Source organism: Bradyrhizobium sp. 154, from assembly GCF_023073875.1.
Taxonomy (GTDB): Bacteria; Pseudomonadota; Alphaproteobacteria; order Rhizobiales; family Xanthobacteraceae; genus Bradyrhizobium.
Genome location: NZ_JADPKG010000121.1, coordinates 18,611 through 33,904, shown reverse-complemented (window position 1 = coordinate 33,904; position 15,294 = coordinate 18,611). Strand labels below are relative to the sequence as shown.

Sequence of the window (15,294 nt, the reverse complement as noted above, 5' to 3'; positions counted from 1 at the left end):
TCGGAGACCGATAGGCGACAAGCTCATAAAAATGATCGCGATGAGTGCAGTCCAAGCCGCCACGAGCAGCAAATTGCGTATCATAGCAGCTACATAGTCCATCGGCATGAGCTCAGAGCCGGCGGGAAAGTTTGGACTGTAGATTACGATCGGCTCATCGACCGGGCCGGGCGGATCATAGCACGAGGGCACGCCAGCCCTCGCGGAAGACCTAACCAATCCGCAGATTGCCGGCTGACTGCTTGCCGCGATCACTGACAATCTCGTAGCTGACCTTCGCGCCCTCGGCCAGGCTAGTGAAGCCAGCCTTCTCGACGGCAGAGATGTGCACGAATACGTCCTTACCGCCGTCCTCCGGCGCGATGAATCCATAGCCCTTGGTCGGGTTAAACCACTTCACGGTACCGATCGCCACGCTCGTATCTCCACAAATGAACGGGTGCAATTTGCCAGAAATTGCTGAAAAAGAAAGCCCCGCCAGCGAGCGGCTCTGGTGCTTGGTTGCGGTTGCGCTTCGTGTACGATCGGCGCCATCGGCGGCGGTTTTCCAGGTCGGCGCTACCGCTTGAAGGAAAGCCTTTGGTTAAGCCGATGTCGTTCATAGTGGCGGCCATAAGCAATATTTACATCGGGAGTATTGTTGTGGATTTGGACCTCCGACACGAGCTCGAAGACCTGATGGGCGACATTCAAAAACGCCAGCGGCACATTGAAGACCAAATGTTTCTGATCAGCATTCTGGACCGTGACGGTCATAACACCGTTGAGCAGCAAGCTGCGGTGAAGTTCGACGCAAGCAGCTCGCCTTGCAAATGGAACGGCAGACAAAGCTCCTTCAGAAGGCCACCCCGCGGTGAGTCGCCCGTCGTTCTCTGGCTGCGGAATGAGGAAAACCCGCCAGCCGATGCCAACGGCTTCCCGCCGCCAACGCGTGCTAAGCGAACGATCTGCGGAACGATTCCGCCTCGTCTCCGCCACGAGATCGACCAACACCGGCGAGCCAAAGGCTTGGCGCCAATCCTTCTCCTCATCCCGGTTGCGCCGATTAGAATGCTACCGCAGACGCACTGGCCCACATCTCGTCAATTAACCCGCCCATCCGCTCATCGCTTGAGACCCGACTCAAGGCAAAAACAATGAGTGCCGTATTCGAGCTGCTTTCTAGACTGCAGCTGCCACACTGGCTGATCGTCGCGGGAAGCATCTTGATTATCACGAGCGCGCTCGGTCTCCTCATAGCCCGTCGGAAATCATGAAACACGAAGTCCCGCTTGAGCAAGGAGTCGCAGTCAAACAGCTGCGGCGCGCAGCCAAACGTAGCCGTCTGAGCCAATCGACCTCAGTAGTGCTTCATGGGCGGGAGACAGACGCAAATCGCGAGTTTGCACCAGATCACGGCTCTGACGGTATCGTATGGTTTCTTATTGCCCTCAGCATGTTCATTGTCGCCCATGCAATCTGCGTGAGGATTGGCGCCATCTGAAGCGCCCCTGAAACAGGCTGCCCGGATCTCACGGCAGCAAAGGTGGTTCAGCCGCAGAGAAGGGGTGCGCAAGGTTGCTCCTTTGGGAGGCGCCCTCTTCAGCAGCCGGCGAGATTGTTTGGACCAAAACGGCGCCACTCCCATGAAGGCCCGCTGCGCCCTCTTCATCTGGCACAAAATGGAGGAAAGCTCCTGGTGAAGGCCTCACCCCCGCGGCATTGACCAAGGTGTGGCGCCTTCCCTCTCAAGGCCGGCAAGCTGTAGCGGCTTGCGCCTCTTGCATCCGCGCGGAATCAATCCACCATGGGCACCAAGTCGCGAGAGGTCATTTGGGGCGGCCGGATCATGGGCGCGAGTATCCGTGCCCAGGGAGCCCGAGAGCGCGCCCAGGAGGCCGTTCGCGAGGCTGACCGGGCGGAAGCTGAGGCGTGGTCCGTGCGCATGGAGGGCTACGGCGGTCCTGCCCAACCATCTCCGGCGATCGGCCAATGCCCCACGGCGGACTCGGCTGGCTGGAGGTCGAGTGCGCCCGCTGTAAGATGCGCGCCAGCCTGCCGCTTGACGCCATCCGCCGACCTCGAGATACGCCGCTCTGGAAACTCGAAGCGTCACTCAAGTGCCGGTCGTGCCGCACGCCTCGGTACGCGCCACCTGCCCGCATGATCAAACTTACCGAGACAAGGCAGGTCACGCCCTATAAGTGGGTTCATCCGACCGAAGAGCGATATAGCAGCATGACGAGATTTGCGACCGCGCATCAAGTTCGCGCTCAAGCGCGGCTGGCTCGCGGGCCGAAGTCCGGCCTGATTCGGACGGATCATGGGGCGCCGCACGCAGGAACGAGGAACAAAGCCCGCCGTATGAGCTTGTGAGTCTCGCCTGCTCGCCGCGGAGCTGGCGGAGTGGCCCCGGCCTACCCCCAAAAGCTCCCCCTGAGCCGGGGCCGCCTCTCCGGACTGAAGTATCGGAGTACGCGTATGCGTCTGTCGCCTTCGATCGTGCCGCTCGATCGTCTCGACCGCGATATTTATCTCGTCTTGGAGCACTTCGGCGCGCGGGCGGGGTGCGCTTGGCGGGAGACGGACGAGCAGGACACGGACCGAGAAACGGTCCTGCGGGACCTGCTCTCAGGCCAATACGCCTATCCCCTCAAGATTGTGCTCTTCAATGCCATTGAGGGCTGGTCCAGGGACGCGACAGAGGACATTGCGAATGCGCTCGCCGACCGAGCCGCCCGCGAACGGCTGGACCTCTCACCCGCACTGGAGGCTTTCGTCCAATCGAACTCCTCGCGTCCTTTTGGCATGCAACTCGCATTGCCGCTGCGCGGCGTTGCTTAACTGCGCGCGTAGCTCAAGTGCCCTAGCCTAGGTACCTTCGTCATGAGGTTCTGCGCGCGTTGCGACAATATACGATGGGTGACCGCGCCTGCCCCTGTGGTGCTCCTGGGGAGCCCTGTCCGGTCTGCAACAGGACGGAGCGGGGCAATCCGGATGACGTGCCCGACATGCCGGATGGATACATCGTTGATACCAAGCGCCGCGCATAAACGGCCAGCCCAACATGAATAAGGAACCTTAGGCTTTTGCGGTTCCATTGCGCGAAATGATTCGCGCCGCCCGTCAATTTAAATTAAATGTGTTTCCACCGGGGCTGGCAGGATATTTCACTTAAATCGTTTTTACCCGGTTTATTTTGACCATGCGCTGGCCGCAGCGAGAACATCGCTGCGGCCTTCGTCTTTTCTAGACGACTTCACAGAGCGCTTGCCGCATGGGCTTGAAGGCATGATCTCCAAACATCGCGATCGGCCGTATCGCGGCGGGCGTCAGAAACATTGGGCGAAGGTGAAGAACCCGAGCCACCCCGCGATGGAACGCGAGCTATGAAAGCAAAAGACCCCAGCCCGGGGCTGGACCGGCTGAGGCCTTGCGAGGAGCGCACTCAGCACGGCGCCTCATTGTCATCTCAGCGTCGCAAGACAACGCGTCTTAATTTAGAGGAGCAGGTGTCCTGCGACCGCACCCCCAAACTGATATCGCTTATAATTCGGACCTTGCCACTTTCAACGCGGATTCGAGCGAACCGCCCGGTCGAGTTCCCAATTTCTCAAGTGGCAGACCACCCCAATTTGCGATTCAGAATTGAGGCATTCCCCGCCCCGCTGCGTGAGCCTGCGCCATGATGGATTGTTGGACAGTAGCCCACAAAAGGGCGGCCTCAGCGCTGGGCGTAGCTGAGGCCGCTAGGGTCTGCTCCGGAGCTCTTGGGGGCACCGGAGCAGAGACCCCAATTTGCGAAATTGCCACTTGTTCCCGACTCGTAAAAAGCTCCGAAATTCCTTATCTTTCGCCCATGCGGATGACTTACGAGCTCTGCCTGGCGACCGCTGGCAAGCAGGTCCCCTCAGGGCCGGACTGGTTCCACGAAGTAAAGCACGATGGCTACCGAATGCTGGTCATTCGGGAGGACAAGCGCGTTCGTCTACTCTCCCGCAACGGGACCGACTGGACCAAGCGCTATCCTTGGATTGCCGAGGCGGCGCTGAAGAACCGAGAGAAGCACTTCGTCGTCGATGGTCAAGCCATGATCCTCGGCATCGACGGCATCTCTGATTTCAATGCCCTGCACTCGCGCAAGCACAACCATGAAGTCCAGCTCTACGCTTTCGATGTGCTGGCTGTAGGTGGCGACGACCTACGCGATTTGCCGCTGCATTTGCGGAAGACAAAACTGGAGCGGCTACTGGCGCGACGACCGGACGGCATCACCGGGGCGCCTTTCGAGCGTGGCGAGATCGGACCTGACTTGTACCGCGCCGCGTGCCGTATGGGCCTTGAGGGGCTAGTCTCCAAGCACCGCGATCGGCCCTACCGTGGCGGTCGGCAGAAGCACTGGATCAAGGTGAAGAACAAGCAGCATCCAGCTATCGACCGGGAGCTATGAGCCGCCTAGAGCCGTCCGCGAACTTTCGCTGTTCTTCTGACTGATCCTCTCCGCCGTCGGTGCGCCGTGGCAATCCTTCGTTGCTCAGCTTCGAGCACGCGGTTGCGAAGGACTTCGAGTTCGGAAAGTTCACAAATGAGTGCGTCGAGATACTGGCGCAGGACATCGGCGCGAGCATAGTTACGCATGGAACGCCCCTGAAATAATCACACATAAAAACAAGGCCGCTAACACGGTAGAATGTGACCAGTACAGCGTTTGCATTTTATGGCGTCAAGATGCTTCTATCGGTTGCCGCGGGCGACTTTTCGCTCAAATGAAAGCCCGCCAGCGCGAACCGGCACGTCGCGATTCATTTTGCGATATTTTGGACCAAAGCAGAGTTAGCTCAACGGCTTAGGCCGCGATTCCGCGACGCTCAACGCGGGGGCGTGCCCACGCAGAGGCGGCCTTTATCGTGTGTTATGGTGCGCACTTAGAAACTGGTCGACGTTGTGAGCGTTCAGAGAACTCCCATGGACGATTCCAAACGACAGCCCCGGCAAGATGTGAAGGCCGCCATTCTCAAGACTAGGGCGGAAGTCGAACTGCTGAAGTCCACCATTGACTGTCATTCGGCGCACTGTTTGACCCCGATCGGCGCCGAAGGTTGACCCCGGTCAACGTCGACCTATTCCTTGAACCGTCACCAGAATGTTCGTCACGCATGGGGTCAGTGTTGGAAGCCGATGGGGGTCAAAGTTCGGCGCTTATTTACACACCACGGCATCGAGCGCCTTGCGGATCTGCGCCGAGGTGGTTCGATCCCAGCTCGTGCCGACCTTGCCCATATAGACGAGATCCTTGCCTTCCCTCTTGCCCAGATACAGCGCGGCGACGCCGGAATCCTTGACGAAGCCGACCACCTGAAACTTGCCCTTCTGAACGACCTTGATCTTTTGCCAGGCTTCGACCCGGTCCGATCTGTATGGCGCATCCACGCGCTTGGAGACGATGCCCTCATAGTTCAGCTTGCTGGCAGCGACGAACAGCGCTTGCCCGTCCCCTTCGTGGTGCTCGCTGAAAAAGATGGGATCCTCGAGCCTGTGGTTCTCGATCAGATCTTTGAGAAGCTTCTTCCGTTCGATCTGCGGCTCCTTGCGCAAATTCTTGCCGTCGAGCCACAGCAGATCGAACGCGAAGTAGATCAGGCGGTCCTGATCGCCTCTGCCGAGGTCTGCCTGCAGTTCGGAAAAATTGGTGCGGCCTTCGTGGATGACGACGAGTTCGCCGTCGACGATGGCCTGACCGTCGATTTCGAAGGCGGCGGCAATCCTCGAAAACTTGCTGATCCAATGTAGCCGTTGCGGGTGTAAGCCTGGCGATCGTCACCGTCGATCCGGAGCTGGATGCGGTAGCCGTCGTATTTGACTTCGTTAATCCATCGAGATCCCGAAGGCGCCTTCATCTTCAGGGTCGCCAACTGGGGTCCGATGAACCCCGGCATGGTAGGGGCCTCTGGCTCTTTAGACCGAGGCGCCTTGGTACGCTTCGCCACTCTACGCAACTCACAAAAAGCCCACCGCCGGGTTGGCCCAACGGCGCGAGGTCGACCTTCAATCGCATTCGAGCCCGGCGTCAGTCCGGGGTCGCCTCGGATGCCTGAGTGCTGCTGACGGGGTCAGACGCCGGGAAACTGTCCTTCAACCCCTTCTGCAACTCGTCATCCTTCGCCTTGTCACGGCGGATGTTCCGCTTGGGATCTTGCGCGTGTTTGTCCGGCGGGGCGGGATCAAATTTCTCGGTCATTCTATTCTTATCCTATTCTGGCGGGAGATTGGGAAAGCTCCTCTGCTGCACTCTGTTCCTCCGATCGGCGCGCCCGATCTCAAGGTTGTGTCCATCACCTTTGTCGTCGTTGGTTCAGCAGTTTTTGCATATCTTTTTGACGGTCTGGTCGGCTTTGCTGTTCTCCTGATCGATCTTGGCGTCACTATCGTGTTGATCGGTGGTCGTCGGCCGACCGATGCCGCCCGCGGCGGCTCCCTGTGTATTGGTCGCAGGCGTTCCTGATGAAGTTGCGGTTCCGGCAGCATTGGTGCCAGGGCTTGCTGCGTTGGTGCTGTTTCCGTTGACCGCCCCCTGATCGCCCCCGGATTGAGCGCCGGCCGGACCGTTGGAGATCCCGGTTATCGCATTGGTGGTGCCGGTGGTTGGATTTGTATTTGCATTTGGAGCAGTAGCCGATGGGCTTACGGTCCCGCCTGAGTTCGCAGCGCCCGCTGCTCCTGTAGCGGACGGAGATGCCGCAGTCGAACCACCTGCACCTGCAGAGGACGACGCACCGCCAGCGCCTCCACCGGCAGACGCGCCGCCACCGCCACCACCGCTGCCACCTCCACCGCCCCCACCTTGAGCGAACGCTGCGCAGGGGATGACGAGAGCTAAGACAACTGCAATGCCGGAGTGTTTCATGGCGCGGCTCCTTTCGCGACCAAGCCACACATCTGCGTTTCGTTCCTAGGCGTTTGTGGAGCCGTTTCCGTCGGCCGACGTCGAGTAAGGGCCAAGTCGGTCGTGCAAAGGTGCAGCATCAGTTCTGGAGGGATACGCCCTACACTTTTGGGGGGCGGGCTCCCCAGCAGGGGGTGATGGCCGGCAACCGAACTATAGGCGAGACCAGACGTTATCGACAAATGTCAGACGCTTTCGATTACTTTCGGGCTTACGCTGTCCGAGCTCTTTGCAAGGCGAGATCAATGCCGAGGCGGAGGACGAAGCATCTGCAGCTGGTGGTCGGCCGGATCTACAACCTCCTCAAGAAGGAAGCGGCCTACGGTCCAAATATCCAGCACCTTGAGGACTTCCGCACAGCTCAGAAGCTCGAGAGCTCTCTCGATGGGCGGCCAAGTGACAGGCCAAGCGGTCGCCTTGCTCCCGCGACGCCGCAAGGCATGGAGCGGGAGGCTCGTTGAATGCCTTCGCTCGACGCTCGCGGTGTGGCAGGTCTCCTGCGAGAGTACGCGCAGCGCACCGCACTGCGAGGCGGCAACCCCTATCGGTCGAAGGCCTATTCGAGAGCCGCCGACAGCCTGGCGGCTCTTGCCGTCCCTCTCGACGTGCTCGTCGCCGAAGACCGATTGACGGAGATCCCCGGGGTCGGTGATGCGATCGCCGACATCGTCACCAAGCTCCACAAGACGGGCAGCCATCCGAGCCTCGAAAAGCTGCGGAAGGAGATACCCGCTGGTGTGCTCGAGATGCTCGCTGTGCCCGGCCTTCGTCCGGAGAAGGTGCTGCGGCTCTACCAAGATCTTGGCATCGCGTCCCTCGCCGAACTGGAGGCGGCCGCCAAGGACGACAGCATCAAGAAGGCGAAAGGACTCGGCGCCGCACTGCAGACCAAGATCCTGCAGAACCTAGCTATCGCCAAAAGCGGAGAAGGCCGCCTGCATTTGCACCGTGCCGCCGCCCTGCTCGCGCACGCGAAGGAATCCATCCGGAAGGCCCGGCCCGAGTTCAAGCGCGTGACAATCGCTGGCGATTTCCGTCGCGGCTGCGAGCTCGTCGGCGACCTCGCGATCGTTGCGGAGGCTGCCAAGTCGGACAAGACGTGGATGCCGTCAGCCGAAGGATTGCAAGTCCGCGTTTCCGACCGCAAGCACTTCGGCGCCGCCCTTCTGTTCGCGACCGGCTCCGCGGCTCACGTCGAACGGCTTAAGGCGCTTGCCGCGGAGAAGGGGCTCCGTTTGGAAGCCGACGGCTTGCACAAGGGTCGCACCCTGATCGCCGGCGACGAAGCCGATATCGATCGAGCCCTGGGCCTCCCCTTCATCGATCCCGAGCTCCGAGAGGGGCGCGGCGAGGTCGAGCTTGCCCTGAAGGTCCAGCTGCCGAAGCTCGTCACCGATCAGGACCTTCGTGGAATCCTTCACTGCCACACCGACGCCTCAGACGGGACCGAGACCCTGGAGACGATGGCCAAGGCCACGCGCCAGCGCGGCTTTGAGTATTTCGGAGTCGCGGACCATTCCAAGTCCGCGCACTATGCCGGCGGCCTCTCGGTGGAAGAGATCGCGCAGCAGCACCGGGAAACCGGCCGCTTTAACAAGCGCTGCGGGAAGGATTTTCGGATCCTCAAGGGCATCGAGTCCGACATTCTGGCCGACGGCTCGCTGGACTACCCGGACGACGTGCTGGAGCGCTTCGACTTCGTGGTTGCGAGCATCCACGGCCGCTTCAAACTTGACCGCAAGGCGCAGACGCAGCGCCTCCTGCGGGCCATCTCGCATCCTCATACCACCATCGTCGGTCACATGACCGGCAGGCAGCTGCAGCGGCGGCCAGGCTACGAAATCGACATCGAGAAGGTTCTTCGGGCATGCGCGAAGCATGACGTCGTCGTCGAGATCAACGCACACCCGTGGCGGCTCGACCTGGATTGGCGTTGGCACCAGGCCGCCCTCGAGTTTGGCTGCATGCTGAGCATCAATCCGGACGCCCATTCCATCCCCGAGCTCGACCACATGCACTGGGGCGTGCTGATGGCCCGCAAGGGCGGTGTCCCTCCCGAACGGGTCCTGAACGCGATGACGCTTCCGGAGATCACGCGCTACCTCCGCCAGAGGCGGCGCTCGCTCGCCCGGGCCGCCTGATGCCGCAGGGACACGATCTCTCGCTCGAGGGAAGGGTAGTGGCTGTCGCCGCCCACCGCGGGCACCACTTCAGCAAACCGACCCGGGACTGCATTGCGTTGGTGGAAGGCCATGGCGTGGAAGGAGACGCCCACGCCGGGGCGTTCGTCCGGCACCGCTTTCTCGCCCGCCGACGACCCCGCCTGCCCAATCTCAGGCAGGTCCACCTGATCCCCTCCGAGCTGTTCGCGTACCTCGGCAAAGCTGGCTTCTCAATCGCAGCGGGAGACCTCGGCGAGAACGTCACCACTGCCGGCCTGGATCTGGAGCGAATGCCGCTCGGCACTTTCATCGAACTGGGGCCCACGGCCATCGTCGAGTTGACCGGTCTCCGGACGCCCTGTGTCCTCATCGACCGCTTCCAAGCGGGCCTTAAACGGCACGTGCTCTCGTCGGCGGAAACGGGCCCTCCATTCAAATCCGGGGTGCTGGGCGTGGTTCGAGCCGGCGGACTGGTCGCGGCGGGCGATGCCGCGCAGGTTCGGCTTCCGTCCTGCTCGCTTCGGGCCTTGCCCGCTCTGTAGAAGGACCCGGCCATGGCCCGAAAATCGACCCTGCCTTATCGCCTGCAGCCCATGCTGGCCACGCTGACCGATTCACCGTTCGACGATCCCAATTGGGTCTTCGAGGACAAATTCGATGGTTTCCGCATGGTCGCGGAAATCCGGCGTGGTCGGGTCGCGCTCTACAGCCGCAACGGGAAGATCATCAGCCGCTCCTACGTCGAGGTCGCGAAAGCACTTGAGGACGTGAAGGCGGACGCCGTGATCGATGGCGAGCTCGTCGCGATCGGGAAGGACGGTGCATCCCATTTCCAGTTGCTTCAAAACGCCCTTCGCCACAAGGCCAAGCTTTTGTACTGCGCGTACGACCTTATGTTCGCAGACGGCGAGGACCTGCGCGCGCTGCCGCTCCTCGAGCGCAAGCAGCGGCTTAAGGCCGTCCTGCCCCGCCACAAGCTGATCGCGTTCAGCAACCACCGCAAAGGCAAGGGAACGAAGTTCTTCGCAGAAGCCGAGCGGAGACATCTCGAAGGCATCATGGCCAAGCGCGCCGACAGCCCATACGCGTCCGGACGCCGGACCGCCGATTGGCTGAAGGTGAAGACCGCGCAGCGGCAGGAGGTCGTGATCGCCGGCTTCACGGCGCCGAGGCGAACCCGGCCCTTCTTCGGCGCCCTCGTGCTGGCGGTACGCGAAGATGAGGCATGGCGGTACATCGGCCACGTCGGCACCGGCTTCAGCCACCAGGTTCTTGAAGAGCTTCACGGCAAACTCATGAGGCTCAAAACAGCCAAGTCGCCCTTTCTTGCCAAGGTGAAGGATGAGCAAGTCACGACCTGGGTGCGCCCTTCGCTGGTTGCGGAAGTGAAGTTTGCGGAGTGGACCAGCAAAGGCGAGCTGCGCCAGCCGGTCTATCTCGGCCTGCGGTCCGACAAGAACGCCAAGGACGTCGTTCGCGAAAAGAAGTGGTCGCGAACATGACGCCGCCTAGACGAGGGTACGCCCTGATCAGCCGGCGTCGCGCTCGGATGCCGAAGGCCACGGCGGCAGCGGCGGCAACCCGAGAGCCTTGCGTACAGGTCCGAACGATCTCCGGTGAGCTGCGCATGCGCCAAGCCTGGCGAGCGCCTCATAATGCGCCGGCACCGGGTAACCCTTGTGATCCGCGAATCCGTAGCCGGGGTGACGCACGTCGAGCGTCCGCATGACACTGTCGCGCTCGACTTTCGCGAGGATGGAGGCGGCGGCGATGCTGGCGGACTTGGCGTCGCCCCTAATGATGGCCTGCTGAGGGATGTCGATTTGCTTCAACCGCTTCGCATCGATCAGCAAGTGCTGCGGCGTCAACCCCAGCCCCTGGACCGCACGCTGCATAGCCTGGATACCCGCCCAATAGATATTGATCGCGTCGATCTCCTCGACCTCGACGAACGCCACACACCAACACTCTGCCTTTTCCTTGATCTCTTTCGCGAGTTCTTCGCGTGCCGCGGCGTCGAGTTTTTTCGAGTCGTCGATTCCGACGATCCGCGTGCCGGGCTTCAGGATCACGGCGCCAGCGGAGACGGGCCCGGCGAGAGGGCTCATTCCGGCCTCGTCCACGCCTGCCACGGCAGGTTGGCCACTTTCCCAAAGAGAGGTCTCGAAGCGGAGCATCTTGCGGAGCCGCTGCCCTTCGGACCTGTTTTCGAAGCGCCGTTTATCGATTGCAGCCAGGATGGCGCGAGCTCCCGCGCGGGTGTCGGCCCGCAAGATCTGCTCGACGCTGGCCTCGAGCGGTCTTTTCTCGACGACATAGCGCTGACGCAACAGATCGAGTGAATACTGGAACATCGCGGCCTTCGAAGACTGACTGTAGAGTAGCGTGTCGATGAACTTTGTGGCGATTGTCTGAAGCTAAGCTATACCGCTATCATCGACTGCGCAGTGCCCTGTCGAAAGGAACCGCCGGTTCAGCTGAGGTCCCAACATTCAGCGCGGCGCCTGAATCCGCACCTCGCGTCTGGCGGCTCAGAGCGGAACCAACCTGTGTCTTCATCCCTTTAGAAAGAGCGGAGCCTCGATCCCAGGGTGCTTCCGAGGGACAGGTCCATGCTCCGACAGACCGGCAACGAAGAACAGGTTCTGGACCGCACTGCCGAAGTGGCGGCCACCATCGCAGAAGAAGGGCTTCGGTACGTCAGCGACTCCGCGCCGGGATACACGCGCAAGCGGACCGGGACCACCTTCAGCTACTACGACAAGGACGGAAAGCGCATCACCGACGCCGCCGTCATCCGGCGCATCAGGTCAATCGGCATCCCGCCGGCCTACGAATCCGTGTGGATCTGCCCCTCGGCCAACGGCCACATCCAGGCGACCGGGCTCGATGCGCGGGGCCGCAAGCAGTACCGCTACCACGCGAAATGGCGCGAGCTCCGGGACCAGAACAAGTACGAGCACATCATCCAGTTCGCGGCCGCGCTGCCCGCCCTCCGGGAGCGGGTCGCCGCCGACATGAAGCGGGACGGACTGCCCCGCGAGAAGGTGCTGGCCACGATCGTCAGTCTTCTGGACAAGACGTTGATCCGGGTCGGAAACGCCGAGTATGCCGAGAACAACAAGTCCTACGGGCTCACTACCATGCGCCGCAAACACGTCGCGGTTGGGCGCGGCATCCTTCGGTTCGACTTCACCGGCAAGTCGGGCAAGCAATGGAAGCTTCGGGTCGAGGACAAGCGGATAGCCGCGATCGTGAAGCGCTGCGCGGAGATCCCGGGACACGAACTCTTCAAGTACCTGGACGACGACGGACAGCCGCGCACGGTCGATTCCGGCGACGTCAACGCCTACATCAAGGAGATTACGGGCGAGGACTTCAGCGCCAAGGATTTCCGGACCTGGGCGGGCACGGTTCTGGCGGCGTTGGCGCTGGCCGAATACAAGAAATACGATAGCCAGGCCGAGGCGAAGCGCAACGTCGTCGTAGCAATCGAAAGCGTCTCGAAGCAGCTCGGCAACACGCCGGCAATCTGCCGCAAGTGCTACGTGCACCCTGAAGTCCTGAACGCCTACATGTCCGGTGATCTCGTGAAGATGATTGAAGCCAAGATCGCGCTGAAGTTCAAGCGCCAGTACGCCAAGCTCACTTCGGACGAGATCATGGTGCTGGCATTTCTCCGCAAACGTCTCGATTAGAGGCGCCCGCTTAGCCTGGCGTACCAGCCCCGCACGCCTGCGTCCTCGCGCCGACGTTAGCTCATGAGGCGTTTGCCCTCGCCCTTTCGCGCGCCACGCGACGACGTTCACGTCGTTCGCGGCGCCGCTTGGCCCGATCGGCGGGCTGTCGCAGCGGAGGAACGGGCGTCGGCGAAGACACGATCGTCTGCTCAACTGAAAGCGCGTGGAAGTTCGCAGCGGAGCGGGCTTCCATGAATTCGAGCACTGTCCGTCCCTTGGACGTGATCTAGCAGCCGCCGCTGATGCGTTCGACCATCCGCCTAATGGGTGCACGCTTAGGCAGCGTAGATCAATCTAAGTTGGGCTTCGAACCGGATGCTGCGCTTGCCCGCAAGTGCTGTGCCCTCAAGCGAGCCGCCCCCCGCATTGCAGGTCCCTGAAAAACCAATTCCGATCTCGTGTCCGCCAAAGACTGGGTCTTCACCTCGCGCTGGCGTATGTTCCTGATTGACCATCTGGCCCTTCCACCGGCCGTTAGATGAGGAATAAGACCCGAGATAATAGAAAAAAGCATCGCCCCTAAGATACGGCCGTTGTTCAAAAGCAAGACCCCTGTCAATCCGCCGCGCACGCCGTCCAGTATCCTCAAATGGATCGAGTACAGCCATTCAAAATGCCACCTTCACCGATCAAGCCAGGCGCGGCAAGGTCGCTCTCTTCCAGCGGCGTCATAACAGACGGAAAGATGGCGTGGGGCATTTGCGGCGAGCTTCCCTCAAAGTGGAACGCCTCGCCGACCGCGCGCCCCGTGACCGCAATAGTCGAAATATCTGACCCGAGCAGCGATTGATGATCAGCACCAAAATTGTGCCGCCGGCTCGTTACATCGACCGCAATTGAGTCTCCATCAAAACGGTAGGTTCCTATATGCGCGAAGCCAGAATTGCCGCCTAGCAACTTGCCGTGCGGACGTAGGTGACGCTACGTCCCACAGCATCGTTGATCTTGAACTCGCTTTTGAAGAAACCTGCGAAACGCCTTGTCGAGTTGCGCATCCGGCATCCTAGCTCAACTAAATCTGATTTTCGTGGGTATCGCTTGAACCCGGATGAGAGAAGAGGATCCGCGACCCCAGGCGCCAACATTTAAGACTGGCCGAGGCGTCCCTCGAGAAGAGGCGCATTCGGCTCCCTCGAAATTGCGTATCGTGCCGGTGCGCCCTTCCGCTCGACGTTTCACGTCCCATTCAAGTGAGGTCGGTAACGGGCCCTTCGGAAAGGTGTCGTCCGTCCGCACATCGTCACTTGCAGGCTCTCGCCTAAGGGATTGCGCCCGCTTCGCCTTTACAGCTAGTCGCGTGTAACGGCCGATCGCTGCGCCTATCGGATGCTATGGAACGTCCTTCGGACTGATAAGCTTTGTCGCTTTTCCTTATCAGTGATCAACTGGCTCCGTTTGTCGGTTTTCCTTACCAGTCGACCAACTGACTCCGTTTCGGCATTTTTCTTATCAATCGCGAATTACATCCGTTTTTGTGAAAGTCCTGTTGGTGGGTGATCCAGATGTCTGCTTTGTCCCAAATAGCAGACCGCACCTGAGCCTAACGAAAGGTTAGCTGGCGGCCAGAACCTGACCTTGGCTAGACCTTTCCCTTGCGGCGGCCGATCATATGCTCGCCATGGAAAGCTTCCCCTCGGCGGCACAGGGACCTGCCCCTCTTTAGCTTAGGAAGGAAGAGCGACGCCACATCGAGAATAGACTTTTGATAGCCGGGGCGGCGAAGCTCGCCGACAACGCGTCGTGCGGCGCGTGATCCGCTCTCCGGGAAATCAGGTACCTGCAAACGGCGGCGAGTGCTTTGACGCGGTCGGGCCAAACGGCGCAACGATGTCGGCTGAACGCGCGCCCCAATCGAAGCCGGCGAGAATCGCTTTGTCGATCGTCAGCGCATCATGAAGGCGGTAAGGTCGATCGCAAGCGCCGATGGTTGGGCCGTTCCGGAAAGTCTCGTTGGAAAGAAAGCGCGTCGGGCCGTAACCACGCAAATAGGGCACCAGCACGCGATAGCCGGGCGCCGCCAGCATCGGTGGGCCATCGGTCGGACCGGCCTCTTCATAAGCGGCGTCCAGGATGCCTTCGTTGGTGTGCTTCAGAAGAGTCCGCCGGTTGGCACGAGAGGCGCTGCCGGTTGCCTTGCAATTACCGGTGTTACGGCGCCACCTTCGTGACCTTTTACGAGTGGTACCCTGAGACGGTGGTCGATGCCAGTTTGCGCACGTTCAGCTGTAAGGCGGGGCCACGGCCCCCAGCACTATGGCCGCGCATTCCTGATCAGATGACCGCCTCGACGTCCAATTGTCGGCCGTACTTCGGTGTGCAGTGCCCAGCTGCTGCTTGTGACACCGAATCCTGGCTAACCGAGCTCCAACAGCCTCAATGGACGGTCTCAGAGCTGGATGGATCTCTCCTGACCTATCGGGTCTGGGCCAAGCTATACTAGACAGGTGGTCTCCATTGAGAGATCATCCAG

The 15,294-nt window shown here is 60.9% G+C and carries 15 protein-coding genes and 1 pseudogene; 9 read left to right on the top strand and 7 right to left on the bottom strand.

All coding sequences use genetic code 11. The annotated features are described in order from the left end of the window. Positions 1-211: 211 nt before the first annotated feature. Both IVA92_RS33225 and IVA92_RS33220 read right to left on the bottom strand, forming a co-directional pair. On the bottom strand, positions 212-415 hold the full coding sequence (locus IVA92_RS33225; RefSeq protein WP_247276770.1) for a cold-shock protein: 204 nt from the start codon (positions 413-415) through the stop codon (positions 212-214). Between the two features lie 143 nt (positions 416-558). Beyond that, positions 559-990 (bottom strand): hypothetical protein, encoded by a 432-nt coding sequence (locus tag IVA92_RS33220; RefSeq protein WP_247276769.1) that lies wholly within the window; start codon positions 988-990, stop codon positions 559-561. Positions 991-1,786: 796 nt separating this feature from the next. Here IVA92_RS33220 and IVA92_RS33215 point away from each other — a divergent pair. The 4 genes and pseudogenes from IVA92_RS33215 to IVA92_RS33200 all read left to right on the top strand — a co-directional run. Further along, a pseudogene (locus IVA92_RS33215) lies at positions 1,787-2,208 on the top strand (hypothetical protein); the annotation flags it as partial. Positions 2,209-2,460: 252 nt separating this feature from the next. Next, positions 2,461-2,823 (top strand): hypothetical protein, encoded by a 363-nt coding sequence (locus IVA92_RS33210; RefSeq protein WP_247276768.1) that lies wholly within the window; start codon positions 2,461-2,463, stop codon positions 2,821-2,823. 1,015 nt (positions 2,824-3,838) lie between these two features. Then, on the top strand, positions 3,839-4,429 hold the full coding sequence (locus IVA92_RS33205) for an RNA ligase family protein (protein ID WP_247276767.1): 591 nt from the start codon (positions 3,839-3,841) through the stop codon (positions 4,427-4,429). Between the two features lie 515 nt (positions 4,430-4,944). Next, positions 4,945-5,082 (top strand): hypothetical protein, encoded by a 138-nt coding sequence (locus IVA92_RS33200; protein ID WP_247276766.1) that lies wholly within the window; start codon positions 4,945-4,947, stop codon positions 5,080-5,082. A 96-nt stretch (positions 5,083-5,178) separates the two neighbouring features. On the opposite strand, the gene IVA92_RS33195 is transcribed toward IVA92_RS33200, so the two are convergent. Next, complete coding sequence (locus IVA92_RS33195) at positions 5,179-5,685, bottom strand: hypothetical protein (RefSeq protein WP_247276772.1); 507 nt, start codon at positions 5,683-5,685, stop codon at positions 5,179-5,181. 361 nt (positions 5,686-6,046) lie between these two features. Next, complete coding sequence (locus tag IVA92_RS33190; protein ID WP_247276765.1) at positions 6,047-6,217, bottom strand: hypothetical protein; 171 nt, start codon at positions 6,215-6,217, stop codon at positions 6,047-6,049. A gap of 87 nt (positions 6,218-6,304) precedes the next feature. Between IVA92_RS33190 and IVA92_RS33185 the strand changes: the two genes are divergently transcribed. The 4 genes from IVA92_RS33185 (at position 6,305) to ligD (ending at position 10,586) form a co-directional block, all read left to right on the top strand. Beyond that, positions 6,305-6,481 carry a hypothetical protein gene (locus IVA92_RS33185; RefSeq protein ID WP_247276764.1) on the top strand — a complete coding sequence of 59 codons (177 nt, stop codon included), beginning with the start codon at positions 6,305-6,307 and terminating at the stop codon, positions 6,479-6,481. A 902-nt stretch (positions 6,482-7,383) separates the two neighbouring features. Then, the gene (locus tag IVA92_RS33180; RefSeq protein WP_247276763.1) at positions 7,384-9,063 is read left to right on the top strand and encodes a DNA polymerase/3'-5' exonuclease PolX; all 1,680 of its coding nucleotides are present in this window, start codon (positions 7,384-7,386) and stop codon (positions 9,061-9,063) included. Beyond that, the gene (locus IVA92_RS33175) at positions 9,063-9,626 is read left to right on the top strand and encodes an MOSC domain-containing protein (protein ID WP_247276762.1); all 564 of its coding nucleotides are present in this window, start codon (positions 9,063-9,065) and stop codon (positions 9,624-9,626) included. Before IVA92_RS33180 ends, IVA92_RS33175 begins: the two co-directional genes overlap by 1 nt. 12 nt (positions 9,627-9,638) lie before the next feature. Further along, complete coding sequence (gene ligD / locus IVA92_RS33170) at positions 9,639-10,586, top strand: non-homologous end-joining DNA ligase (protein ID WP_247276761.1); 948 nt, start codon at positions 9,639-9,641, stop codon at positions 10,584-10,586. A gap of 27 nt (positions 10,587-10,613) precedes the next feature. Here ligD and IVA92_RS33165 read toward each other — a convergent pair whose 3' ends face one another. Next, positions 10,614-11,438: a ribonuclease HII gene (locus IVA92_RS33165; RefSeq protein WP_247276760.1), complete on the bottom strand. Its 825-nt coding sequence runs from the start codon at positions 11,436-11,438 to the stop codon at positions 10,614-10,616. Positions 11,439-11,696: 258 nt separating this feature from the next. Between IVA92_RS33165 and IVA92_RS33160 the strand changes: the two genes are divergently transcribed. Further along, positions 11,697-12,782: a DNA topoisomerase IB gene (locus IVA92_RS33160; RefSeq protein WP_247276759.1), complete on the top strand. Its 1,086-nt coding sequence runs from the start codon at positions 11,697-11,699 to the stop codon at positions 12,780-12,782. A 317-nt stretch (positions 12,783-13,099) separates the two neighbouring features. Here IVA92_RS33160 and IVA92_RS36200 read toward each other — a convergent pair whose 3' ends face one another. Then, complete coding sequence (locus tag IVA92_RS36200; RefSeq protein WP_346015582.1) at positions 13,100-13,432, bottom strand: hypothetical protein; 333 nt, start codon at positions 13,430-13,432, stop codon at positions 13,100-13,102. A gap of 1,161 nt (positions 13,433-14,593) precedes the next feature. Then, on the bottom strand, positions 14,594-14,848 hold the full coding sequence (locus IVA92_RS33150) for an alpha/beta hydrolase (protein WP_247276758.1): 255 nt from the start codon (positions 14,846-14,848) through the stop codon (positions 14,594-14,596). Positions 14,849-15,294 lie beyond the last annotated feature (446 nt).

Coding starts and splice junctions, on each gene's coding strand:
- IVA92_RS33175 (WP_247276762.1), top strand. CDS start 9,063: ATGCCGCAGGGACACGATCTCTCGCTCGAGGGAAGGGTAGTGGCTGTC.
- IVA92_RS33165 (WP_247276760.1), bottom strand. CDS start 11,438: ATGTTCCAGTATTCACTCGATCTGTTGCGTCAGCGCTATGTCGTCGAG.
- IVA92_RS33180 (WP_247276763.1), top strand. CDS start 7,384: ATGCCTTCGCTCGACGCTCGCGGTGTGGCAGGTCTCCTGCGAGAGTAC.
- IVA92_RS33160 (WP_247276759.1), top strand. CDS start 11,697: ATGCTCCGACAGACCGGCAACGAAGAACAGGTTCTGGACCGCACTGCC.
- IVA92_RS33210 (WP_247276768.1), top strand. CDS start 2,461: ATGCGTCTGTCGCCTTCGATCGTGCCGCTCGATCGTCTCGACCGCGAT.
- IVA92_RS36200 (WP_346015582.1), bottom strand. CDS start 13,432: ATGGCTGTACTCGATCCATTTGAGGATACTGGACGGCGTGCGCGGCGG.
- IVA92_RS33205 (WP_247276767.1), top strand. CDS start 3,839: ATGCGGATGACTTACGAGCTCTGCCTGGCGACCGCTGGCAAGCAGGTC.
- IVA92_RS33150 (WP_247276758.1), bottom strand. CDS start 14,848: ATGCTGGCGGCGCCCGGCTATCGCGTGCTGGTGCCCTATTTGCGTGGT.
- IVA92_RS33200 (WP_247276766.1), top strand. CDS start 4,945: ATGGACGATTCCAAACGACAGCCCCGGCAAGATGTGAAGGCCGCCATT.
- IVA92_RS33190 (WP_247276765.1), bottom strand. CDS start 6,217: ATGACCGAGAAATTTGATCCCGCCCCGCCGGACAAACACGCGCAAGAT.
- ligD (WP_247276761.1), top strand. CDS start 9,639: ATGGCCCGAAAATCGACCCTGCCTTATCGCCTGCAGCCCATGCTGGCC.